Here is a 22,709-nt window from a genome sequence, read left to right as displayed (position 1 = left end):
GGCTACTGAGTTCGGAGGTCAGCTGGTGATGCGGCGCGCGACGGCCCGGTTGACCAGGGAGCCGAGCAGCCGGCCGAAGTCCAGGCCGGCGGCCTGCACGGCGAGCGGGAGCAGCGACGTCTCCGTCATGCCGGGCGACACGTTGACCTCAAGTACGTGCGGCTGGCCGGCCGCGTCCACGATCACGTCGACTCGGGAGAGGTCCCGCAGACCGAGCGCGGTGTGCGCGGCGAGGGCCACGTCGGCCACGGTGGCGGCCACCTCCGGGTCCAGCCGGGCCGGAGCGTGCCACGTGGTCCGACCGGCGGTGTAGCGGGCGGCGTAGTCGTACACCCCGTTGCGGGGCACGATCTCCACCGGGGGCAGCGCTTGCGGGCCGTCACCGAGGTCGACGACCGAGACCGCCACGTCCATGCCGGGTACGTAGCGCTCCACGAGGGCCGTGGAGTCGTACGCGAAGCAGCCGACCATCGCGGCCGGCAGCGACGCGGTGTCCCGGACCACGGCGGCACCCAGCCCTGAACCGCCCTGGGCGGGCTTGACCATCAGGGGCAGGCCCAGCCGGTCGGCGATCCGGTCCAGCACGGCGACCGCGCCCAGCTCGGAGAAACGGTCGTGGGGCAGGGCCACCCAGTCCGGGGTGGGGATGCCAGCCTCGCGGAGCACGGCCTTGGCCGAGGGCTTGTCCCAGGCGAGCCGGGAGGCACGGGCGTCGCAGCCGACGTAGGGGACGTCGCACAGGTCCAGGACGCCGCGCAGTGAGCCGTCCTCGCCGGTGGCGCCGTGCAGTGCGATCACCACCGCGTCCGGCGGGTCGGCGGCCAGCGCCGGCAGCAGGGCCACATCGGCGTCCCGCAGGTCGGCCTCCATCCCGACAGCGCGCAACGCGTCGAGCACTCGGCGACCGGAGCGCAGCGACACGTCCCGCTCGTAGGAGAGCCCGCCGGCGAGTACCAGCACGCGCAGGTCGGCCGCGATGGCGGAATCGGTCACGAGGAAGCGCTCGGCAGCGGTCGTACCCATGCCGGCATCATGCCAAGTCGGGGCCCGGCACGTCGGAGCCGGCCCGGCCGCGTCGCCCGGCGGCACCGCCCACGGCGCCGAAGACCCGGCGCATCGCGATCTCCTGCTCCATCACGCCGGCCAGCCGGCGGACGCCTTCACGGATCCGCTCCGGCGGCGGGAAGCTGAAGTTGAGCCGCATGGTGCCGGTGCCGGTACCGTCGGCGTAGAAGCCGGTGCCGGGCACGTAGGCGACCCGGGCGGCGACCGCGCGCGGCATCATGGCCTTCGAGTCCAGCCCGTCCGGCAGGGTTGCCCAGACGAAGAGGCCACCGGCCGGGGTGGTCCAGCTGGTGCCCTCGGGCATCAGGTCGGCCAGCGCGTCGAGCATGGCGTCCCGGCGTTCGCGGTAGACCTCGCGGTAGACCTTGAGCTGCTGCCGCCACGGCATGGTGCTCAGGTACGTCGCCACGGCGGCCTGGGCGTAGCCGCTGGGGCAGAGGATCTGCGCCTCGCTCGCGATGACCAGCTTGTCGCGGACCGCGTGCGGCGCCAGGATCCAGCCCACCCGCAGCCCTGGGGCGAAGGTCTTGGAGAAGGTGCTGAGGTAGAAGACCCCGTCGCGGCGGCGGGCCCGCAACGGCGCCGGCGCCTCGCCCTCGAACCCCAGCTGGCCGTACGGGTCGTCCTCGACGACGAGGAGACCGGCGCGCTCGCAGATGTCGAGGACGCGTTCCCGGCGCTCCTCGCTGAGCGTCACGCCGGTCGGGTTCTGGTAGGTGGGGATGGTGTAGAGGAACTTCACCCGTCGGCCGGCCCGGGCCAGGTCGTCGATGGCCGTCTCCAGCGCCTCCGGGATCAGCCCGTCGGCGTCCATCGGGATGTGGACCACCTGCGCCTGGGCGGCCTGGAACACTCCGAGCGCGCCGACGTACGTCGGCCCTTCGGCGAGCACCACGTCACCCGGGTCGAGGAAGAGCCGGGCCACCAGGTCCAGCGCCTGCTGCCCTCCCACGGTGACGACCACGTCCTCCGGCGACGCGCCGCAGGCGGCGTCGATCCCGGAGAGGGTCATCACCTCGCAGATCCGCTCGCGCAACTCGAGGGTGCCCTGACCAATGCCGTACTGGAGGGTGGTCACACCGTGCTCGGAGCCGAGCCGACCGAGCATCTCACCGACCGCGTCGAGCGGCAGGGCGGCGATGTACGGCGCTCCACCGGCGAGCGAGACGACCTCCGGCCGGCTGGCCACCGCGAAGAGTGCTCGGATCTCGGAGGCGGTCATCCCGCGTACCCGCCGGGCGTACCGGTCGGTGTAGTCGTCGAGCGTCGTGCCGGTCATGACCTCACCTCGATCGCTGCTCGGGTGGTTCCCGCTGCGGGTACCCCGGACGCTGGCGACCATGGCGGCGGGGACACCGATTGTCGATCCTAGTCCGCCGGAGCCAGGGTGCAGGCCTGCCGAGGCGGACCTTCCACATCCCGGACCGCTCCCGGTGTCCCCCGGTGCGGTGGCCATCTGCGCGTCCCCTCCCGTACCGCCGATCGGCGGCGTACGATCGCTCGTCGGGGGCAGGAAGGCGGCGCTGTCGTTCCATGCCGGTCTTACCACCGAGCCTATTGTGGGGATGCGCCATATGTCGCGACGTCTGGTCAGCCTGACCCTCGACACGTTGGAAGACCTTCCTCGCCCGTGCCGCCAGTGCGTCTACTGGGAGTTGGACCCGGTCTCCGCCGACCGGGCCTGTGCCGCCGGGGATCCGGGCCTGGAGAAGGAGGCGTGGGTCTCCCAGACGCTGCTGGAGTGGGGCTCCTGCGGCAAACTCGCGTACGTCGACGGGATGCCGGCGGGCTTCGTGATGTACGCCCCGCCCGCGTACGTGCCCCGGTCGATGGCGTTCCCCACCTCGCCCGTCTCCGCCGACGCGGCGTTGTTGATGACCGCCAACGTGGTCGCGGCGTTCGCCGGCGGCGGGCTGGGTCGGATGCTGGTGCAGGGCGTCGCCCGGGACCTGACCAAGCGGGGGATCAAGGCGATCGAGGCGTTCGGCGACGCGAAGTTCGGCGACGCTGACGACCCGGCGGGCGGCTGCGTCGCGCCGGCCGACTTCTTCCTCTCCGTCGGGTTCAAGACCGTCCGTCCGCATCCCCGGTTCCCCCGGCTGCGGTTGGAGCTGCGCACCGCGCTGAGCTGGAAGTCCGACGTCGAGTACGCGTTGGAGAAGCTGCTCGGCTCGATGAGCCCCGAGACCCTGCTCCGGCCCGTCCGTCCGGCCCCGGCCACCCGTTCCACCGGCGGCTGACCGAACGCCGACGCCGGCCTCAGTCGATCACGGTGCCGGCGGCCACCACAGCCCGCAGCTCGCTGACGTCGATGGAGCCGGTCGGCACGTCCCGCTCGATCGGGAAGTACATCCGCTGTACCGCGGCCACGATCGCCTCCACCACCCGGTCCCGGAACCGCGGGTCGGTCAGGCGGGCGCGGTCCGACGGCGAGGTGAGGTAACCGACCTCGACCCGTACCGCCGGCATCCGGGTCAGCCGCAGCAGGTCCCACGCCTTGGCGTGGGTACGGCAGTCCCGCAGCCCGGTCCGCGCGACGATCTCGCGTTGCACCAGCCCGGCCAGCCTCTCGCCCGTCGCCGAGGTCACGCCGTTGTCGGTGCCGTAGTGGTAGGTCGCCACCCCCTCCGCGTCCGGGTTGGCGTGCCCGTCCAGGTGCAGGGAGATGAAGACGTCGGCGCCGAGCGAGTTGGCCAGCAGCGCGCGGTCGGTGTCCGGCAGGCAACTGTCGGGCGCCGGACCCCGGGTGAGCTGCACCCGTACGCCGGACGCGGCGAGCCGCCCCTCCAGCCGGCTGGCGAGGTCGTGCACCAGGTCCGCCTCCGTCCAGCGCAGCGGCCCGTCGGGCACCACCACGCCCGGGTCGGTGCCCCCGTGGCCCGGGTCGATGACGACCGTCTTGCCGACCAGCGCCGGCCCGGACTGCCGGATCGCGTCGGACTCGCGTAGCCACTGGGGGCGGCCGCCGACGACCTTGCGGCCGATGCGGCGCAGCGCGTTCATGGTCTGCGGTCCGCAGGAGCCGTCGGGCGTGAGCCCGACCTCGCGTTGGAACTGGGCCACCGCGCGGGAGGTCCGGATGCCGTAGATGGCGTCCGCCCGGCCCACGTCGTACCCCATCTCCAGCAGTCGCTCCTGGAGCGACCTGACGTCCTCGCCGGTGAGGGGCACGGGGACCGCGTGGTAGAGGGTGCGGGCGCCGAGCCGCCAGCGGGCGGCGTCCAACGCACCCCAGGTCTCCGATCCGACCCGGCCGTCCACGCTGAGCCCTCGCGACTGCTGGAAGGCGCGGACCGCCCGCTCGGTGTCGAGATCGAACTCGTCCACCGGTGGGCCGGCGGTGGAGGCGAGCAGGTCGAGGCCGGTGAGGATGGTACGGATCTCGGTGACCGCGGGTCCCCGGTCACCGGGTCGGATCGGACGCACGCACGACCCCCTCTGCACGACGCTGGCTGGCCGGGCGGCCCAGGCTTGAGGCTATGCGTTCCGGGGCGGCGAGGTGGCTCGGGCCGGAAAAACGCCGATGGCGTGGGTCCGGAAAACAGCGAACCCCGCACCCGGGGACCGGGTACGGGGTTCGGTGACGTTTCTGCTGGTCAGAGGGCCGATTCAATAAGCCGGACCAGCTCGCCCTTCGGCTTGGCGCCAGCGATCGACTGCACCGGCTGGCCGTTCTTGAACACGGTGAGCGTCGGCACCGACATCACCCGGTAGGCCCGCGCGGTCTCCGGGTTCTCGTCGATGTTGAGCTTGACGATGGTGACCTGGTCACCCATCTCGCCCGCGATCTCCTCGAGCAGCGGCGACACCTTGCGGCACGGCCCGCACCACTCGGCCCAGAAGTCCACCAGAACCGGCTTGTCGGCCTGCAGCACGTCGGCGACGAAACTCGCGTCCGTGACCGCCTTGGTATTTCCCACTATGCCCCTCCTCCGGGATGTTTCCGTTGTCAGCTGATCGTCGCGATGAACCGCTCGGCGTCGAGCGCGGCGGCACAGCCGGTGCCGGCCGCGGTGATCGCCTGACGGTAGGTGTGGTCGACCAGGTCGCCAGCGGCGAAGACGCCGGGCACGCTCGTCCGGGTGCTGGGAGCCTGGACCTTCACGTACCCCTCGTCGTCCATCTCGACCTGGTCGCGGAAGAGCTCACTGCGGGGGTCGTGGCCGATGGCCACGAAGACGCCGGTCACGTCCATCACCTTGGTCTCGCCGGTGTGCACGTTGCGGACCCGCACGCCGGTGACCTTGCCGTCCTCGCCCAGGATCTCCTCGACGGCGCTGTTCCACTCGACCTTGATCTTCTCGTTGCTCAGCGCCCGGTCAGCCATGATCTTGCTGGCCCGGAACGAGTCGCGCCGGTGGATGATGGTGACCGACTCGGCGAAGCGGGTGAGGAAGCTGGCCTCCTCCATCGCCGAGTCGCCGCCGCCGACGACGACGATGTGCTGGTTACGGAAGAAGAAACCGTCACAGGTGGCGCACGAGGAGACGCCGTGGCCGAGGTACTCCTGCTCGCCCGGCACACCGAGCGGACGCCAGGCCGAACCGGTGGAGAGGATGACGGCGCGGGCCCGGTAGGCGGTCTCGCCGACCCACACGGTGCTCACCGCGCCGGAGCCGATGTCGCCGGTGTCCACCAGCTCCACCCGGGTCACGTCGTCGGTCAGGAACTCCGCCCCGAACCGCTCGGCCTGCTTACGCATGTTGTCCATCAGCTCGGGGCCGAGGATGCCGTCGGCGAAACCGGGGAAGTTCTCCACCTCGGTCGTGGTCATCAGCGCGCCACCCGACTGCACGCCCTCGATGATCAACGGCTTCAGGTTGGCGCGCGCGGCGTAGACGGCCGCCGTGTAACCGGCCGGCCCGGAGCCGATGATGATCAGGTTGCGGACCTCGTCCACTGCCGTCTCCCGAGTTGTGTGTATTCGGCGTCGGCGCGCACCGATGCCGATCCAAGTCCGGCAACCCAGGGGTGCCGGAACTGACTTCCAGAACGCCATCGTACGAACCGGGGATTCCCGAGACGGGCATCCGGTGGGTCAGGTCACGTAGAAGGTCATCGCGCAGGTGACCGTGGATTCACCCTACCCGCGCCGAATACCGGCTGTCCGAGCCGGACCCGGGGACCCCGCACTCCGGTCCGGTCACCCAGGCCCAGCGGAGCCCGGCCGCGTCGGTGAACCGGATGACCAGCGCCGGTTCGCCCCGGAACTGCGCGTAGTCGATCACTTCGACCACCAGCGGGGCAGCGCCGTGCTCGGCCGCCACGTCCGCCAGGCAGGTGGTCAGCGCGGCCTCGTCGGTCAACCGCGCCAGCGGGTCCAGCCCGTTCGGCGAGGGCCGACGGCCCTCCTCGGCGTCCACCCGGGGCTGCTCGTCCGGAGAACCGCTCGCCTGTTGCCGGGCGGACGGCTCGACGGTGGCGCCGCCGAGCATCTGGGGCGTGTAGTCCGTGCCGCTGTGCAGTGCCGGTCCCGTGGTGCGTACGGCACCGGCCGCCGCCGCGCCCTCGGGTGCGCTGGCCGGCTGGTTCAGGGCGCCGGTGTCGGCCGTGTCCGAGGCGTTCCTGGACAGCTGGTTGAGGCCGAGCCCGACCCCGATGACGGCGACCGCGGCGACCGCCACCGCCGGTGCCCCGCGCCGAACCCAACGTCGCCGCCGGCGACCCGGACCGGTGGGTGTGCCGCGCTCCGATTCGACCGGGGATGGGCCGGCGGGCGGGCGACCGGGACCGCTGCCACCCTGCACCGGAAGGACCACACGAGTGGGCGCGCCGGGAGCCGGCTCGGTGTCCTCGCCGGTTTCGGTGTCGTCGGGCACCGGATCCGCGGCGGCCAGCGCTGCGGCGATTCGTTCGGCGACCGCCGACGGCAGCTCCAGGGAGGGCTCGGCCCACCGGGCCAGATCGGCGCGGACCTCCGTCACCGCGGGGGCCAGCAGCGCGTACGCCTGGGCCCAGCCCGGGTCGGTGTCCACCAGCCGGGCGACCTCCGCCTGCTGCGGCGTGCCGTCCAGCGCCTCGCCGAGGTAGTCAGCGAGCAGGTCGTCGTCGACCTCCCTGAATCCCTCGGTCGTCACGTGTCCTCCTGATTGGCGTCCCGCCGGTACCGGCCCGACCCCGATCCGACGCCGTCGGCCAGGCGGGGGTTCCCCGGGGTGACGATGGGCACGTCCGAGACCGGCTTGGCACCCGGGTGGGCCGACGGCGTCGCGCTGGCGGCGGGGCGGAGGTGCCCGAGCAACACGGCCAGCCGGGCCCGCCCCCGGGCGCACCGGCTCTTCACCGTCCCCTCGGCGACACCGAGGATGCGGGCCACCTCTGCCACCGGGTAGCCCTGCACGTCCACCAGCACCAGCGCGGCCCGCTGCTCGAAGGGCAGTGCGGCGAGGGCCTCGCGGACGACCAGTGCGGTGTCGTGGTCCTGCGTCGGTGCGGCCGGCTCCACACCGCCGGTACGCGACCCGTCGTCGATCCGGGTGCCGTCGGGCAGCGGCACGGTGGGGTGCGCCTGCCGGCGTCGGATCCGATCGAGGCAGGCGTTCACCACGATGCGGTGCAGCCAGGTGGTGACGGCCGAGTCGCCCCGGAAGCGGCCGGCCGCACGGTGCGCCGACAGCAGGGCGTCCTGGAGGGCGTCAGCGGCCTCCTCGCGGTCCCCGAGGGTTCGCAGGGCCACCGCCCAGAGCCGGTCGCGGTGCCGGTGGAACAGCACCGTGAAGGCGTCCCTGTCCCCGTCGACGTGGGCGCGCAGCAGCTCCAGGTCGGTTGCGGCGTCGCGCCCGTCCATCACCGCGTCCAGCGGAGGCGGTGCCCTGGTGGAGGTGCCAAGCTCACGACCCCTGGACCGTGATCTCCTGCACCCCCAGCTTGAAGCCACCTTCGGCCGGGGGCAGTTCAGTGATCCAGAACAGCAGGTACTGGTACTTCGTGTCCGCGTCGAATCCGTTGAACGTCATCGTGGTGCCGTCGTGCTCCTCGAACGGCTGCCCGATGGCGGTCTTGTAGTTCGCGACCAACTGCTTGTCGCCGTTCGAACTCGACGGCGGGTTGACCGTGCCGGCGAGGAGTTGGGCGGACGCGTTGGTGGCCGAGAGCACCGCCTGCACCGACTTGACGTTGCGCGGTTCGCCGAGGTCGAGCCAGACCCCCATGCCCTTCTTCAGGTTGCCGAAGTTGGGCCGGTCCCGGTAGGTCTCGGTCTCCCAGCCCTTGTCCTCGTCACCGTCGATGACCTTGTCGGCGCCGTCGAGCTCGCTGCGGTTCTTGCTGTCCGGGTCGATGATCCGGACGCCCTTCACGGTCAACTTGCGTGCCGTGCCGGCGGCCGGGGTGGCCTCGGTGGCAGGGGCGGTGGCGGTGGGCGCGGCCGCCGCGTTGTTCTGCGGCTTCTTGTCGTCGTCGTTCAGCGCGCTGATGCCGATGAGCAGACCGACCAGGGCGACCGCCAGCAGGCCGGCGATGCCCACGGCGACCTTGCGACCGCCAGCCGCGGCCAGCGGAGACGGCTCTTCCTCGGTGTCGGCGGCGAACCGCAGCGGCCCGCTGTTGTCCAGGTAGTGCTCGTCCTCGGCCGGCACGTCCAGCCGGGCCAGCTCGGCGGCGAGCACGTCGGACGAGGGTGGCGCGATCTCGGCGTCGAGCAGGTCCATGGTCAGGTCGTCCAGGTACGCGGGCACGCCGGCCCGGACCTGGCGGGGGGCCGCGATCCCGCCGGCGGCGTCGCGGACCGCGTCCGGGATGGCGGCCCGGCCGTGGCCGGCGGTGGCGCCGCGCAGCGGTGCCTCGGCGTGCGGCCAGTGGCCGGTGAGGGCGAAGTAGAGGATGCCGCCGACCGCCCGGATGTCGTTCTCCTGGCTGTCGTCACCGTCGGTGCGGGCGTCGGCCAGGACCACGCGGCCCTCGTCACTGATCATGACGGTGCCGGGGTGGACGTTGCCGTGCACCATTCCGGTGGCGTGCACGGCGGCGAGCGCGCTGGCGACGGAGTTGCCGATCGCCGTTGCCCGGGCCGGGTCCAGTGGACCCTCGGTCGCCAGGTCGCGCAGGGACTGCCCGTCGACCCACTCGCGCACCACGTAGGCCCGCTCGGCCTCGTCGATCGCGTCGTAGACGCCGACCAGGTTGGGGTGGATCACCCGGCTGGCCGCGACGGCGGCCTGGAGCATCTCGGTGGCGGAGTCGCCACCCGGGTATCGCAGCACCACCGCGACGGGACGGCGCAGGATGACGTCGACCCCGCGCCAGACCAGCCGACCCGCGCTGTCGTTGTTGATGTGCTCAACCAGCTCGTACCGCTCGGCGAGAATTTCACCGGCCGTGGGAGCACCGAAGGTCATGACCGGCGGAGCGCTCTCGTCCGCCTCCTGACCCTCGCCGACCTGGGTCACCCGTCCTCCCTCGGTGATCGTGTCGATCGATGGACCCGAACTGCTGGGCATGTGGCTTCCCGCTCTGCCGTCGAAGGAACCGGCCGACCGGTGTCGACGCGCAGCGTCGGCGCCCTGCCGTACCCGTCGAGAGCGACCTTACCCGGGTTGCCCGTCTCTCCGACATGTCATCTTCCCGCCGTACCCGGCGGGGTGCCGGGAGTCGGGGAAGTCGTCCGGTTACGACCGTTGTCAGCCACGTTGCTGGCACATGTACTAGCCAATCTACGGCTTCACCGCAAGTGACCGACGCCGGGGCCGGCCCCGGGTTGGCGCTCCCGCCAACCGGCATGTTCCCACCGATCGGGTCGGCACGCTCAGCCGTACGGTTGGTTATCCACAGGCCGATCCGGCGGGTGACCGGCGAATCGCGGAGTTATCCACAGGAGCGTCCCCAGCCTGGTGATCCGCAGTCACGGACCGTGGGGACACTGACCGCTGGTGTGTGGATGGTCGCGGTCAGCGACCGAGTCGGCGGCGGACCATACCCACCACCTCGGTGATCTCCCCGATCCGCAGCACCATGGCCAGCCCCAGGTACGTTCCGCCGATCACCGCGCCGCCGATGACCAGCTGCACCACGGCCTGCACCCAACTCGGCGTGTCGCCGCCGGGAAGGAGGCTCACCACCAGCAGTCCGACCAGTGCGGCGCCGAGCGCGGCGACCGCCACCCGGCCGAGAGTCCGCAGGATGGCGCCCATCCCGATCCGACCGATCCGGGGTCGCAGCAGCCAGGCGGAGGCGAACGCCGCGGCCAGATAGGAGACGGCGTTGCCGATCATCATGCCGGCTGCCGCGAAGTGGGCGGCGAACGCCACGTAGAGCACCACCTGAACGCCGATCCGCAGCGCCACCACCGGAATGTTGATCAGCGCTGGGGTGCGGGTGTCCGGCAGCGCGTAGAAGGCGAACGTGAAGAGCTGGCTGATCGCGAAGGGCACCAGCGCCAGCGCGGCCAGCAGCAGCACCAGCGAGGTGTCCGCGGCGTTCTCGTCGCTGAACGCGCCGTAACGGAACAGCGCCACGGCCAGCGGGGTGGCCAGCACGGCGTAGCAGACCGCGATCGGGGCGAGCACCGCCGAGACGGTGCGGGTGCCCCGGGACAGGTCGGCGGCGACGTCGGCGTACCGGCCGTCGGCGGCGGCCGCGCTCATCCGGGGCATGAGTGCCGTGATGATCGAGACGGCGATGATGCCGTGCGCCATCATCAGCAGCAGGAAGACGTTGTTGTAGATCAGCGGGCCGGCCGCGTTCTCCTTGCCGGCCCGGTTCAGCAGGTTGAACAGCACGATCAGGCCGACCTGGCTGACCGCGACGTAGCAGAACATCCAGCCGCCGAGGCGGCCCAGCTCGCGCAGCCCGAGGGTGCGGAAGTCGAACCGGAACCGCCAGCGGAAGCCGACCTTGCGCAGCGCCGGCAGCAGCCCGGCCGCCTGGATCGCGACGCCGAGCAGGGTGCCGCCACCGATCAGCAGGATCCGGCCGGGGGTCATCTCGTCGGGCCGGACGATCTCCGCACCGAAGATCGCGATGTACAACCCCGCGGTGGCGATCACCACGATGTTGTTCAGGATCGGCGCCCACATCGGGGCCGCGAAGTGCCCCCGGGTGTTGAGCACCGCGCTGATCAGCGCGCTGAGGCCGGTGAAGAAGATCATCGGCAGCATCAGGTACGACAGCGCCTTGACCAGGTCCCGGAAGTCATCGCCGGTGTTGTCACCGGCGTAGAGCTTGGTCAGCAGGCCCGCCGAGAGCACCGCCAGCAGCGCCGCCCCGGCGAGCGTCAGCACCGCGAGGGTCAACAGCCGCTGGGCGTACGCCTGGCCGCCGTCGGCGTCGATCCTGCGCCGGCGGACCAGCACCGGGATCAGCACGCTGGTGAGGATGCCGCCGAGCAGGAACTCGTAGACCATCCCGGGGAGGATCTGCGCGGTCGTGTACGCGTCACCGACCAGTGCCCCACCGAGCGCGGCGGTCAGCACCAGTGTGCGCAGGAAACCCGTACCCCGGCTGACCAGGCTGCCGACGGCCATCACCGCGCTGTTGGCGGCGGCGCTGGCCTCGCCCACCTGCTCCTGCGGAGGTGCGGTCGACTCCATGGCCGGCTGGTTCAGCGGCTCGGCGGAGATGAACGTGGCGCCGTCCCCCGGGCGCACGCCGGCTCCCGCACCGCCGTCCTGCGCGGCGTTCGCGCTGCGGTAGAGCCCGCCGCTCATCTCCAGCCTCCAAGGGGTACGTCGAGCCGGTCACCGACCCGCACGTCACAGACCATAGTCAACCGGTACCCGTTACCCGCGCCCGGCGGATGGGATGCGGACCACGCCCGATAGGCTGGCGATCCCATGTCCGAAGCCTCCGCTCCCCACGCCGCCGACCGCCGCGAACTCACCGCCGCGCAGCGCAACGCCGTCGCCGAACTGCTCCGGGTCTCCCCGGTCGCCGACGAGTTGGGCCGTCGGTTCGTCCGCGCCGGGTACGAGTTGCACCTCGTGGGCGGTTCGGTGCGGGACGCCCTGCTCGGTCGCCTCGGCGACGACCTGGATTTCTGCACCGACGCGCACCCCGACGAGACGCTGCGGATCATCAAGGGTTGGGCCGAGTCGATCTGGGAGACCGGCCGGGAGTTCGGCACCATCGGCGCGCAACGCGACGGCCTCCGGCTGGAGATCACCACGTTCCGCGCCGAGTCGTACGACCAGGTCACCCGCAACCCCGTGGTCGTGTACGGCACCAACCTCACCGAGGACCTGAAGCGGCGTGACTTCACCATCAACGCGATGGCGGTCAGCCTGCCGGAACACCGGTTCACCGACCCGCACGGCGGGCTGGAGGATCTCTCCGCCAAGGTGATCCGCACCCCCAGCGCGCCCAGTGAGTCGTTCGGCGACGACCCGCTGCGGATGCTGCGGGCCGCCCGGTTCGCCGCGCAGCTGCGCTTCGCCGTGCACCCGGACGTGCACGCGGCGATGAGCCGGATGGCCGCCGACCTGGACCGGATCACCGCCGAGCGGATCCGCGACGAGTTCACCAAGCTGCTCTGCGGCGCCGACCCGATCACCGGACTGCGGCTGCTGGTCGACACCGGGCTGGCCGAGCGGTTCCTGCCCGAGCTGACCGGGCTGAAGCTGGAAATCGACGAGCACGCCCAGCACAAGGACGTCTACGAGCACACGCTGACCGTCGTCGAGAACGCGGTCTCCTACGAGGAGGACGGCTGCGACTTCATCCTGCGGATGGCCGCCCTCATGCACGACGCGGGTAAGCCGGCGACCAAGTCGGTCGGCTCCGACGGCAGGGTGAGCTTCCACCACCACGAGGTGGTCGGTGCCCGGCTGACCAAGGCCCGGATGAAGGCGCTGCGGTATCCCAAGGAGATCACGGCGAAGGTGACCGCGCTGGTCGCGCTGCACCTGCGCTTCTACGGGTACGGGCGGGGCGAGTGGACCGACTCGGCGGTGCGCCGCTATGTCGCCGACGCCGGTGACCTGCTGCCCCGGCTGCACAAGCTCACCCGCTCGGACTGCACCACCCGCAACCGGCGCAAGGCCGCCCAGCTCGCCGCCGACTACGACGCGCTGGAGGATCGGATCGCCCGGATCGCGGCCGAGGAGGACCTGGCGCGCGTCCGTCCCGACCTCGACGGCAACGCGATCATGGAACTGCTCGGCGTACCGCCGGGGCCGGTGGTGGGGCGTGCCTGGAAGCACCTCAAGGAACAGCGCCTGGAACACGGCCCGCTGGACCGCGACGCCGCCGAGGCCGAACTGCTGCGCTGGGCCCGCGCCGAGGGCATCGTCGACTGACGGCACTGACCCGAAACGACGGGCGCCGCCCCCGATCTTTGGGAGCGGCGCCCGTCGGCGTACGGCGTCAGCGCGCCTCGACGGCCGTCCCGTCCACCGAGGCGGTGCCCTTGCCGGCCGGGGTGGACGCGGAGCTGAGCCGGGCCAGCAGGCCGGCCAGGTCGACCCCCGTGAGGTCGCTGCCGAGCTGGAGCCCCTGGGCCACGTTGCCGGCCACCGACCTGGTCAGCGACGAGGCGCCGTCGGTGGAGATGACGGTCATCTTGTCGATCGCCCCGATGGGGGCGCTGGCTGCCTCCACCACCTGCGGCAGCACCTTGACCAGCAGGTCCAGCACCGCCGCCTCCCCGTACGCGGCGAACGCCTCGGCCTTGCGGGCCATCGCGTCCGCCTCGGCCTGGCCCTTCGCCAGGATGGCCGCCGCCTCGGCCTGGCCCTCCCGCTCGACCGCCTCGGCGATCGCGGACCGCCGGCGCTGCTCGGCCTCACCCTCCTTGGCACCCTCGATCGCGTTCGCCTCGGCGAGCGCGGCGCGCCGGGCACGCTCGCCCTCACCGGTGAGCCGTGCCTGCTCCGCCGAGGCCTGCGCGGCGGCGATGACCGACTGCCGTTGCGCGTCGGCGTGCAGCACCGCCGCGTTGCGGGCCGCCTCGGCCTCCTGCTCCACCTTGTACCGGGCGGCGTCGGCGGGCTTGCGTACCTCGGTGTCCAGTTGGCGCTGCTTGAGCTCCGCGTTGCGCTCGGCCACCTTCTGCTGCTCGGAGAGGATCGCCTGGTCGCGTTCCGCCTGGGCCAGTGGCCCGGCCGCCGCGGACTTCGCCTTGGCCGCGTCGATCTCCGCCTGGATGCCGGCCTGCTTGAGGGACAGGTTCCGGTTCGCCTCGGCGATGGCCTCCTCGGCGAGCAGTCGTTCCTGCTCGGCCTGCTGCCGGGCCCGCGCCTCCGCGATTGCCGCGTCCTTGAGCACCCGGGCCGCCTCGGGCCGGCCCAGGTCCTGGAGGTAGGAGCCTTCGGCCAGGATGTCCTGGAGCTGGAAGGTGTCCAGCACCAGCCCCTGGTTGGTCATCGAGTGCTCGGCCTCCTCGGCGACCGCGCTGGCGAACGCCGCCCGGTCCCGGATCACCTCCTCGACGGTGAGCCGGCCGACGATCGAGCGCAGCGCCCCGGCCAGCACCTCACGGGTGAAGTTGTCGATCTCGTCCTGTTGGTGCAGGAACCGCTGTGCCGCGGCCCGGATCGCGTCCTCGGTCCCGCCGACCTTGACGATCGCCACGCCGTGCAGGTCGGTGCGGATGCCCTGCTTGCTCACCGCGCCCCGGATGCCGACGTCGATCCGTCGGCTGGACAGGTCGAGTGACTGGAGTTTCTGCACCACGGGCAGCACGAAGACCGAGGCGCCCAGAACGACCTTCTGCCCGGACATGTCGGTCGACCGGGCGCCGTCGGCGGTCTGCGTGGTGCGGCCCTTGCGGCCGGTGACGATGAAGGCCTCGTTCGGCCCGGCCACCTTGATCCGGGAGAGCACGAAGAACACCAGGATGAGTACGAGCAGTACCGCGCCGCCGATGGCGATCAACAGGGGCATGGCGAAAGTCCCGTCTGCGAGGAGGAGTCAGTAGGTCTCGACGTGCACGCTGGTCTCGCTGAGCGCCTGTACGACGAAGACCTGGGCGCCGATCGGGATCGGCTGGTCGGCGCGGGCGTTGAGCTTGACCGGCTGGCCGGCGACGCGTACCCGGACCTCGCCGTAGCCGTCGACCGGCACCGGCGTGACGACCAGGCCGAGCGCACCGACCAGGTCGTCGCGGGTGGGGGTGGGATCGGTGTGCATGTTCCGCGCCGCCCGGCTCAGCCGGGACGCCAACCAGGCGATGGGCACGGCGGCGAGCAGGCCGCCGGCCGCCGCGCCGGCGATCATGCCGGGGGTACGCGCACCGAGCAGTTCGTTGACGATGGCTCCACCGAACCCGAACGCCCCGGCGAAGCCGGCGACCGTCTCGGTGGAGATCGGCCCGTCCACGTCGGCGTGCCCGAAGTGGAACATTTCGGTGCCGAGCAGGGCGAGCGCCAGCACACCGACGCCCGCACCGCCGATGATCAGAAAGATGAGCGTCCCCGTGGCCACGACCTGCACGGTATCGACGCCACGCAACGTCCCACGGCTCCGCGGGACGCGAGAATGATCTCCGGATGCGGGCTCCGGAGCAGACGTGGCCAGGTCCGGCGGTCGACCATGGTGGCCGGGACCGACCACTGTCGGTGGGGTCGGGGACAATGGGCCCATGCGCTGGACCGTGCTCGACTCACCGATCGGCGAGTTCTCCGTGGCCAGCGACGGTGTGAGCGTCCGCGGCACACATTTCGGGCGGGTCGACGCGGCGGCGGACGAGCCGGACCAGGCGTTGTCCCGGCAGGCCGTCGCCGAGCTGCGGGCGTACTTCGCCGGTGAGCTGACCGGCTTCACCGTTCCGGTGTCGATTCCGCGCGGGTCGGATTTCGAACGGGCGGTGTGGCGGGAGATGACCCTGATCCCGTACGGCGAGACGTTGACCTACGGCGAGGTGGCGCGCCGGGTCGGTGATCCCGGAGCGGCCCGGGCGGTGGGCGTGGCCTGCAACCGGAACCCGATCCCCGTCATCGTCCCGTGCCACCGCATCGTCGGCGCCGGTGGTCGGCTGGTCGGCTTCGGTGGTGGCCTGCCGCGCAAGGTGCACCTGCTGGAGTTGGAGGCCCGGGTGGCCCTGCAACAGGCGTGGTCCTGACCGGTCCGAACCCCTCGGGAAGATCTCTCGTTTATCGACCGATCGGTCGATGTGGACACGTGGTCGTAACCGTCATGATCGGGCGTCATTTCACCGACTCTGCGGGGGACCGATGACCGAGCACGAGGACAAGACCGTTAACCGCCGCCGGCTGCTGCGCCGCGCGGGCACCGTCGCCGCCGGCGTCGCCGGCACCACCGTGGTGGGCGCCGCCGTCGCCGGCCCCGCCCAGGCCGACCCGGGCCAGGCGGTGCTCCAGGGCGCCGCGAACAACGCCGGTGCCACCACCACGGCGCTGACCAGCACCGGGGCCGGGGCCACCCTGCGTCTGGAGAACACGAGCACCACCACCGTCGACGGCACGGTGTTCGCCCGGCCGTCGCTGCAGCTGACGCCGCGCGGGAACGTCCTGAACCCCGCCTCCGAGGCCGGCTCGATCGGCATGGACACCGACGGCAACATCCAGGTGGTCGCCGAGTTCGGCGGCTACAAGTACCTCGAGTACGTGCACACCACGGGCAACTCGAACCAGATCGTCCCGATCACGCCGCAGCGGCTCGTCGACACCCGCTCGGCGGCGTCGCGCGCCCGGATCGTCAACGCCTCGTCGACCACCCTGGACAGCTCGGGTCGCCTGCGTGACGGCCAGACCATCCACATCGACCTGAGCGACTTCGTCAACTTCGGCGACGCCCTCTTCGGCAACCTCACCGTGACGACCGCGGTCGCCGGGGGCTTCGTGCAGATCTTCCCGTTCGGGGCGCCGCGTCCGGCGAACTTCTCGACGATCAACTACCTGACCAACCAGGTGCTCTCGAACTCGTTCATGTCGGGCATCGGCTACGAGGACGTGGAGAACGGTCTGACCGACGCCATCTCGGTCTACGCCGCCCGGACCACCCACATCATCATCGACGTGGTGGCGTTCGTGGTCGGCGTCGGCTCGGTCCACCCGGACATCATGCCGTTCTCGGCCAGCGCGTCGGCGCGCAGCGCCGAGTCGGCCGAGCAGCGTAAGGCGCGCCGGGCGGCCGCTGCCATGAAGAGCACGCCGAGCTGGCAGTGAGCCGGTCGCCGTATCCGGCGACGAGGCAGTGAACGCGGCGAGGGCCGGGTCCTTTCGGACCCGGCCCTCGGTCGTGTGTGGCGCTCAGCGGGTCAGCGCTCGACCTCACCGGCGATGAACTCCTCGACGGCCTGGTGGGCGTCGTGGTCGGCGTACTGCACCGGCGGGGACTTCATGAAGTACGACGAGGCCGACAGGATCGGGCCGCCGATCTTCCGGTCCAGCGCGATCTTCGCGGCCCGGACCGCGTCGATGATGACGCCGGCCGAGTTCGGCGAGTCCCACACCTCGAGCTTGAGCTCGGCGTTGAGCGGGGTGTCACCGAACGAGCGGCCCTCCAGGCGGATGTACGCCCACTTGCGGTCGTCCAGCCACGGCACGTGGTCCGACGGGCCGATGTGCACGTCGCTCTTGCTCATCTCGTGCGGGATCTGCGAGGTGACCGACTGGGTCTTCGAGATCTTCTTCGAGACCAGCCGCTTACGCTCCAGCATGTTCATGAAGTCCATGTTGCCGCCGAAGTTGAGCTGGTACGTGCGCAGCAGCTCGACGCCGCGGTCCTCGAAGAGCTTCGCCAGGGCGCGGTGCACGATGGTGGCGCCGACCTGGCTCTTGATGTCGTCACCGACGATCGGCAGCCCAGCGTCCTCGAACTTCTTCGCCCACTCGGGGTCGGAGGCGATGAAGACCGGCAGGGCGTTGACGAACGCGCAGCCGGCGTCGATCGCGGCCTGGGCGTAGAACTTGGCGGCCTGCTCGGAGCCGACCGGCAGGTAGCAGACGACGACGTCGACCTGCGCGTCGCGCAGCGCCTGCGCCACGTCGACGGGGGTCGCGTCGGACTCCTCGACGATCTCGCGGTAGTACTGGCCCAGACCGTCGAAGGTCGGACCGCGCTGCACGCTGACGCCGGTCGGCGGCACGTCGCAGAGCTTGATGGTGTTGTTCTCGCTGGCGACGATCGCCTCCGCGAGGTCCATGCCCACCTTCTTGGCGTCCACGTCGAATGCCGCGACGAACTCCACGGCGTTGACGTGGTAGTCGCCGAAGGCGACGTGCATGAGACCCGGGACGCGGTCGTTCGGGTCGGCATTCCGGTAGTACTCGACGCCCTGAACCAGGGACGAGGCGCAGTTACCCACACCGACGATGGCGACGCGGACGGAGCCCATAGCGTCTGCCTCCTTCTTTTCTGTCACGGCCGCTCTTTCCTGGTCTCTCCAGGCGGAGGCGGGCTGTTGTCTTCTCGTCGGCCGCCGGCCGTCCCGGTGTTCGGGACCGTCGGGGCTCGGCCGGAGCGCTCGTTGGCGATGAGCTCCTCCAGCCAGCGGACCTCGCGCTCACAGGCGTCAAGGCCGTGGCGCTGCAGTTCCAGGGTGTAAGCGTCGAGGCGCTCGGCCGCCCGGCCCAGCACGTCGCGAAGCCCTTCGCGACGCTCCTCGATCTTGCGGCGGCGACCCTCCAGAATGCGCAGGCGGGTCGCCTGGTCGGTCCGGGCGAAGAACGCGAAGTGCACCCCGAAGCCCGTGTCGTCGTACGTCTCGGGCCCGGCCTGTGCGATCAGCTGGGCGAAGCGTTCCTTGCCTTCCGCGGTGATTTTGTAGACCACCCGACCTCGTCGGCTGGTCAGCGCGGGAACCTCCTCGGCGGTGGCGGGCGTCTCGGCAGCTTCGGTGATCCATCCGGCTGCCTGCAACCTGCGCAGGGTCGGATAGAGCGAGCCGTAGCTGATCGCCGCCCGGATCGCGCCGAGTTTGGCGGTCAACTCCTTGCGCAGCTCGTAGCCGTGCATTGGAGACTCCTGCAGGAGGCCGAGGATGGCGAACTCGAGCACTGGCCACCCTCTCTTACCCCCGGCGCGGAGCCGTAACCGCCGCGATGTATCGGACCGATACATCGCACGTTAGCGGTTCGCGGGTGCCAGGGCAAACCCTCGTTCCGAGACCCTGTTGTCACGGATCGTGACCGTGGTCGCCTGGTCGAGCCGGACCGCGTACCCTTCTCCGCATGCGTACGCAGCGCCAGGTCGTCGACTACTCGCTACAGAAGCGAGCGGTGCTGCGTGAGCTCCTGGCCGGCCGGGTCGGCACGTACGACGTCTGCGACGCGTCGCCGTACCTGAAGAACGCCGCCCGGTTCCACGGCGAGCCGACCGACCGGCGCTGCCCCATCTGCCGCAGCGAGAACCTGACCAACGTCCACTACATTTACGGTGACGAACTCAAGCAGTCCGCCGGCCAAGCCCGGACGCTGGCCGAGTTGCCCGTGTTGGCAATGACGCTGCGTGAGTTCCAGGTCTTCGTGGTGGAGGTGTGCCTCGGCTGTGACTGGAACCATCTCGTCGAGCAGTACCTGCTCGGTCGGGACGGTCTCAGCGGCGACGGCGATGGTGAGCAGGACGCGGCGGGTGCCGGAGGCACCGGTCAGCGGAGGCGAGAGGCGCAACGGTGATCTCAGCTGGTTCGACTGGCCCCGGGGCCGTAGACATGACCCGGGACGGTCGACCGCTCGTTGGTCTGATTAGCCCGATTGATACTGCAATGACCTCGGTGAACCGGCACCCCCGTGCCGGTGTCCCGGGTGAAGCAACTCACGGCAACCCGGTGGCGGCGCAGCAGCGCCCCACCGCGACCGGCAGGGTGTGAGGAATGAACTCGTACGGCGATCCCAGTTCTGCGCGCGGACGGGCCCAGTACCCGGGTCCGAACGGCGACCCCGGACCGGGCGCGGACGACGCGTACCGCCGAACCGGCGGTGACTCTCGTGGGAGTGGCTGGTCGGCCCCGGAGGTCCCAGCGTCCCCCGGTCGTGCCTCGGTGACACCGCGGGCCGCCGGTGGACGGGCCTCCGTGGGTGGTTCGGCCGCGGTCCCGCCACGCGGCGCCGCCGGCTCCGCCTCGGTCGGTCCGGCCACGCCCGGCCGACCCGGCCGGGCGTCGGTGCCGGTGTCCCCGGCACCGGGTGTGGCCGCCGGTCGTGCCGGCGCCGGCCGGGCGTCGGTGCCCGTGTCCCCGGCCCCCGGTGCGCCGGCGGGTCGGGCCACGGTGGGCGCGGCGTCCGTCGGCGCCGCCTCGGCGGGCCGGGCCAGTGTCGGCTCCGCGTCCGTGGGCGGCCGGGCCGCGGTCGCACGGGCGAGCGTCTCACCGGTCTCCGGCGGCCCGGGTGGCCCGGGTGGCCCCGGTGGGCCGAACGGTCCGGGCCGTGGTGGTCGGGGCGGTCGCGGTCCGGGTGACCCGGGCGCGGCGGCCAAGGCGAAGAAGCGCAAGCGGATGAACCTGCTGATCGCCGGGTTCGCGGTCTTCATCATGCTCGCCGGTGTCGGCGTGGTCGGCTTCACCTACTACTCGACCAACGTCGTCATGCCCGACGAGATGCCGCTGCCCCTGTCCACGACGGTCTACGCCAAGGACGGCAAGACCCAGCTCGCCAAGCTGGGCAGCGAGAACCGCAGCTTCGTCACCATCGACCAGATCCCCGAGTACGTGCAGCACGCGGTGGCCGCCGCCGAGGACCGGAACTTCTACCGGCACTCGGGCGTCGACTACAAGGGCATCGTCAGGGCGGCGTGGAACAACGTCTCCGGGGGCGACAAGCAGGGCGCCTCGACGATCACCCAGCAGTACGCCCGTAACGCGTTCGAGAATCTCCAGGACGACACGTACGGCCGCAAGGTGAAGGAGGCGATCCTCGCCTCCAAGCTGAACGAGAAGTACGACAAGCCGGAGATCATGCAGCACTACCTCAACGTGATCTACTTCGGACGCGGTGCGTACGGCATCGAGGCTGCGGCGCAGACCTACTTCGGCAAGCCGGCGAGCAAACTCACCGTCGCCGAGGGCGCCGTCCTGGCCGCGGTGATCAAGCAGCCGGTGGCGAGCGAGACGCACAAGGGGTTCGACCCGGCGGTCAACCCGACCGACGCCAAGTCGCGGTGGGACTACGTGATCGCCGGCATGAAGAAGGAAGGCTGGCTGGACGCCCCCGGTCAGCAGGCGGCACCGGTCGAGTACCCCAAGGTGCTGCCCCCGAAGAAGGACGGCGTCGGGTTCGGTGTCGACAGCCCTCGCGGCAACGTCATCAACTACGTCCGTCAGGAGATGGACGCGATGGGTCTCTGCTCCGACAGCGGCGCGGAGGGCAAGACCAGCTGCGTCGACGCGCTGCGGGACGGCGGTTACCGGATCACCACGACCATCGACCCGAAGCTCCAGGCGGCCGCCGAGAACACCGCGATGCAGTCGAAGAAGGGCTCCGAGCTCAACGACCAGCCGAAGAACCTGATGGCTGCCGTCGTCTCGATCGACCCGAAGAAGGGCCGCGTGCTCGCCTACTACGGCGGCGACAGCGGTGCGGACTTCGACTACGCCGGCAAGAACACCGACAAGAACGGCGACCTGACCGGTGGCCACCAGCCCGGCTCGTCGATGAAGGTGTACACCCTGGCCGCCGCCATCGAGGCCGGCATCTCGGTCAAGTCGCACTGGGACCCCACGCCGTACAAGCCCGAGGGTTCCAAGGTCGCGATCGGCAACGCCGGCCGCACCAACCTCAAGTGCGGCAAGTGGTGCACCCTCGAAGAGTCGACGATCCAGTCGTACAACGTGCCCTTCTACTGGGTCACCAAGGAGGTCGGCGCCGAGAAGGTGGTCGACATGGCCAGGAAGGCCGGCGTGACCACCATGTGGGGCGTCGACCCGCCGCAGGCCTTCGACCTGTCGAAGAAGGGGCCGAACCCCTTCGACAACTACACCGGTTTCGGCAAGTACCCGATCACGGTGTTCGACCACGCCAACGCCATGGCCACGTTCGCCAACGACGGCAAGTACATCAAGGCGCACTTCGTCATCAAGGTGGAGCAGCAGGACAAGGACACCGGCAAGTGGAAGGTGGTCGGCAGCGAGCGCATCAAGCCGGAGCAGCGGATCGACAAGAAGATCACCGATGAGGTCACCGGTGTCCTGAAGCAGATCCCCGCCCCCAACAAGCTCTCGCTCGAAGACGGCCGCCAGGCCGCCGCCAAGACCGGCACCTGGGAGTACGACAATAAGGACAACGCCCACGCGTGGACGGTCGGCTACACCCCGCAGAACGCCACCGCGGTCTGGGTGGGCAGCCGGGATCCGAAGAAGCCCCAGATCCGCCTCGCCAGCGGTAAGGCCATCGGCGGTTCGACGCTGCCCGGCCCGATCTGGGAGAAGTACATGAACACCGCGCTGAAGGGCCAGGAGGAGGTCCCCCTGCCCAGCGTCACCGGCGAGGGCGACGCCACCAAGGGCAACGGCAAGGAGCCGGTGGTTACGCCACCGGTCATCCCGGGTCTGCCGGGTGGGCCCGGCGGACCGGGCGGGCAGCCGCCCTGTGACCCGCTGACCAACCCGTTCTGCCCGCGTACCGACGGCAACGGTGGCAACCCGGGCGGGCCAGGAAACGGCAACGGCGGCAACGGCGGCGGGCTACTGCCCGGCCAGGCACCGACCAACCGGGACTGACCCGCACCCACTCCACGACGCCGCCGCCGGCCGGACGACCTGTCCAGCCGGCGGCGGCGTTTCCGTATCCGGATCCGGCGCGCCGGGACGGGACGCG

Annotated in this window: 19 protein-coding genes; 6 read left to right on the top strand and 13 right to left on the bottom strand. The window is 71.0% G+C overall.

From position 1 onward, the window contains the following. Positions 1–18: 18 nt before the first annotated feature. Positions 19–1,023, bottom strand: coding sequence for a D-alanine--D-alanine ligase family protein (locus ACTWLT_RS08130; RefSeq protein ID WP_252416944.1), 1,005 nt, complete (start codon positions 1,021–1,023; stop codon positions 19–21). A gap of 7 nt (positions 1,024–1,030) precedes the next feature. Next, positions 1,031–2,344 (bottom strand): aminotransferase-like domain-containing protein, encoded by a 1,314-nt coding sequence (locus ACTWLT_RS08125; RefSeq protein WP_252416943.1) that lies wholly within the window; start codon positions 2,342–2,344, stop codon positions 1,031–1,033. 295 nt (positions 2,345–2,639) lie between these two features. Between ACTWLT_RS08125 and ACTWLT_RS08120 the strand changes: the two genes are divergently transcribed. Next, positions 2,640–3,305, top strand: a complete 666-nt coding sequence (locus tag ACTWLT_RS08120; protein ID WP_074315552.1) for a GNAT family N-acetyltransferase — start codon at positions 2,640–2,642, stop codon at positions 3,303–3,305. Positions 3,306–3,324: 19 nt separating this feature from the next. On the opposite strand, the gene ACTWLT_RS08115 is transcribed toward ACTWLT_RS08120, so the two are convergent. From ACTWLT_RS08115 to murJ, 7 genes are all read right to left on the bottom strand, one after another. Beyond that, the gene (locus tag ACTWLT_RS08115) at positions 3,325–4,491 is read right to left on the bottom strand and encodes an N-acetylmuramoyl-L-alanine amidase (RefSeq protein WP_252416941.1); all 1,167 of its coding nucleotides are present in this window, start codon (positions 4,489–4,491) and stop codon (positions 3,325–3,327) included. Between the two features lie 170 nt (positions 4,492–4,661). After that, positions 4,662–4,985 carry a thioredoxin gene (trxA, locus tag ACTWLT_RS08110; protein WP_007453873.1) on the bottom strand — a complete coding sequence of 108 codons (324 nt, stop codon included), beginning with the start codon at positions 4,983–4,985 and terminating at the stop codon, positions 4,662–4,664. Positions 4,986–5,014: 29 nt separating this feature from the next. Then, positions 5,015–5,965: a thioredoxin-disulfide reductase gene (gene trxB, locus ACTWLT_RS08105; RefSeq protein ID WP_252416940.1), complete on the bottom strand. Its 951-nt coding sequence runs from the start codon at positions 5,963–5,965 to the stop codon at positions 5,015–5,017. A gap of 178 nt (positions 5,966–6,143) precedes the next feature. Beyond that, the gene (locus ACTWLT_RS08100) at positions 6,144–7,142 is read right to left on the bottom strand and encodes an RsmA family anti-sigma factor (RefSeq protein ID WP_445317754.1); all 999 of its coding nucleotides are present in this window, start codon (positions 7,140–7,142) and stop codon (positions 6,144–6,146) included. Beyond that, the gene (sigM, locus tag ACTWLT_RS08095) at positions 7,139–7,852 is read right to left on the bottom strand and encodes an RNA polymerase sigma factor SigM (protein ID WP_445317753.1); all 714 of its coding nucleotides are present in this window, start codon (positions 7,850–7,852) and stop codon (positions 7,139–7,141) included. The genes ACTWLT_RS08100 and sigM overlap by 4 nt, the downstream gene beginning before the upstream one ends. Before the next feature lie 43 nt (positions 7,853–7,895). After that, entirely contained in the window at positions 7,896–9,503 is a 1,608-nt protein-coding gene (locus tag ACTWLT_RS08090) for a protein kinase family protein (protein ID WP_445317752.1), read from the bottom strand. 447 nt (positions 9,504–9,950) lie between these two features. Continuing rightward, positions 9,951–11,708 (bottom strand): murein biosynthesis integral membrane protein MurJ, encoded by a 1,758-nt coding sequence (gene murJ, locus ACTWLT_RS08085; RefSeq protein WP_445317751.1) that lies wholly within the window; start codon positions 11,706–11,708, stop codon positions 9,951–9,953. A gap of 126 nt (positions 11,709–11,834) precedes the next feature. On the opposite strand from murJ, the gene ACTWLT_RS08080 reads away from it, so the two are divergent. Then, positions 11,835–13,295, top strand: a complete 1,461-nt coding sequence (locus ACTWLT_RS08080; RefSeq protein ID WP_252416935.1) for a CCA tRNA nucleotidyltransferase — start codon at positions 11,835–11,837, stop codon at positions 13,293–13,295. A 67-nt stretch (positions 13,296–13,362) separates the two neighbouring features. On the opposite strand, the gene ACTWLT_RS08075 is transcribed toward ACTWLT_RS08080, so the two are convergent. Both ACTWLT_RS08075 and ACTWLT_RS08070 read right to left on the bottom strand, forming a co-directional pair. Continuing rightward, positions 13,363–14,880, bottom strand: a complete 1,518-nt coding sequence (locus tag ACTWLT_RS08075; RefSeq protein WP_445317750.1) for a flotillin family protein — start codon at positions 14,878–14,880, stop codon at positions 13,363–13,365. Between the two features lie 27 nt (positions 14,881–14,907). Further along, positions 14,908–15,429, bottom strand: a complete 522-nt coding sequence (locus ACTWLT_RS08070; protein WP_445317749.1) for an NfeD C-terminal domain-containing protein — start codon at positions 15,427–15,429, stop codon at positions 14,908–14,910. Between the two features lie 148 nt (positions 15,430–15,577). Between ACTWLT_RS08070 and ACTWLT_RS08065 the strand changes: the two genes are divergently transcribed. Together ACTWLT_RS08065 and ACTWLT_RS08060 are read left to right on the top strand one after the other, a co-directional pair. After that, positions 15,578–16,057, top strand: a complete 480-nt coding sequence (locus ACTWLT_RS08065; protein WP_445317748.1) for a methylated-DNA--[protein]-cysteine S-methyltransferase — start codon at positions 15,578–15,580, stop codon at positions 16,055–16,057. A gap of 112 nt (positions 16,058–16,169) precedes the next feature. Then, on the top strand, positions 16,170–17,123 hold the full coding sequence (locus ACTWLT_RS08060) for a hypothetical protein (protein ID WP_445317747.1): 954 nt from the start codon (positions 16,170–16,172) through the stop codon (positions 17,121–17,123). A gap of 92 nt (positions 17,124–17,215) precedes the next feature. Here ACTWLT_RS08060 and ACTWLT_RS08055 read toward each other — a convergent pair whose 3' ends face one another. Then, the gene (locus ACTWLT_RS08055) at positions 17,216–18,295 is read right to left on the bottom strand and encodes an inositol-3-phosphate synthase (protein WP_252416930.1); all 1,080 of its coding nucleotides are present in this window, start codon (positions 18,293–18,295) and stop codon (positions 17,216–17,218) included. A 23-nt stretch (positions 18,296–18,318) separates the two neighbouring features. Then, a complete protein-coding gene (locus ACTWLT_RS08050) occupies positions 18,319–18,957 on the bottom strand; it encodes a PadR family transcriptional regulator (RefSeq protein WP_252416929.1) in 639 nt (212 codons plus the stop codon). 173 nt (positions 18,958–19,130) lie between these two features. Here ACTWLT_RS08050 and ACTWLT_RS08045 point away from each other — a divergent pair, with 173 nt between their 5' ends. Both ACTWLT_RS08045 and ACTWLT_RS08040 read left to right on the top strand, forming a co-directional pair. Then, the gene (locus tag ACTWLT_RS08045; protein ID WP_445317746.1) at positions 19,131–19,574 is read left to right on the top strand and encodes a DUF5318 domain-containing protein; all 444 of its coding nucleotides are present in this window, start codon (positions 19,131–19,133) and stop codon (positions 19,572–19,574) included. Between the two features lie 197 nt (positions 19,575–19,771). Continuing rightward, entirely contained in the window at positions 19,772–22,612 is a 2,841-nt protein-coding gene (locus ACTWLT_RS08040; RefSeq protein WP_445317745.1) for a transglycosylase domain-containing protein, read from the top strand. Positions 22,613–22,709 lie beyond the last annotated feature (97 nt).

The sequence above is a fragment of the Micromonospora yongxingensis genome (assembly GCF_052601155.1).
The sequence above is the reverse complement of the archived record's forward strand: the minus strand, read 5'-3'. Positions and strand labels throughout refer to the sequence as shown.

Excerpts from the sequence above, each read along its gene's own strand:
- ACTWLT_RS08060 (WP_445317747.1), top strand. The coding sequence starts at position 16,170 with ATGACCGAGCACGAGGACAAGACCGTTAACCGCCGCCGGCTGCTGCGC.
- ACTWLT_RS08075 (WP_445317750.1), bottom strand. The coding sequence starts at position 14,880 with ATGCCCCTGTTGATCGCCATCGGCGGCGCGGTACTGCTCGTACTCATC.
- ACTWLT_RS08065 (WP_445317748.1), top strand. The coding sequence starts at position 15,578 with ATGCGCTGGACCGTGCTCGACTCACCGATCGGCGAGTTCTCCGTGGCC.
- sigM (WP_445317753.1), bottom strand. The coding sequence starts at position 7,852 with ATGGACGGGCGCGACGCCGCAACCGACCTGGAGCTGCTGCGCGCCCAC.
- ACTWLT_RS08130 (WP_252416944.1), bottom strand. The coding sequence starts at position 1,023 with ATGGGTACGACCGCTGCCGAGCGCTTCCTCGTGACCGATTCCGCCATC.
- ACTWLT_RS08090 (WP_445317752.1), bottom strand. The coding sequence starts at position 9,503 with ATGCCCAGCAGTTCGGGTCCATCGATCGACACGATCACCGAGGGAGGA.
- ACTWLT_RS08120 (WP_074315552.1), top strand. The coding sequence starts at position 2,640 with ATGTCGCGACGTCTGGTCAGCCTGACCCTCGACACGTTGGAAGACCTT.
- ACTWLT_RS08080 (WP_252416935.1), top strand. The coding sequence starts at position 11,835 with ATGTCCGAAGCCTCCGCTCCCCACGCCGCCGACCGCCGCGAACTCACC.
- murJ (WP_445317751.1), bottom strand. The coding sequence starts at position 11,708 with ATGAGCGGCGGGCTCTACCGCAGCGCGAACGCCGCGCAGGACGGCGGT.
- ACTWLT_RS08125 (WP_252416943.1), bottom strand. The coding sequence starts at position 2,344 with ATGACCGGCACGACGCTCGACGACTACACCGACCGGTACGCCCGGCGG.
- ACTWLT_RS08045 (WP_445317746.1), top strand. The coding sequence starts at position 19,131 with ATGCGTACGCAGCGCCAGGTCGTCGACTACTCGCTACAGAAGCGAGCG.
- ACTWLT_RS08040 (WP_445317745.1), top strand. The coding sequence starts at position 19,772 with ATGAACTCGTACGGCGATCCCAGTTCTGCGCGCGGACGGGCCCAGTAC.
- ACTWLT_RS08055 (WP_252416930.1), bottom strand. The coding sequence starts at position 18,295 with ATGGGCTCCGTCCGCGTCGCCATCGTCGGTGTGGGTAACTGCGCCTCG.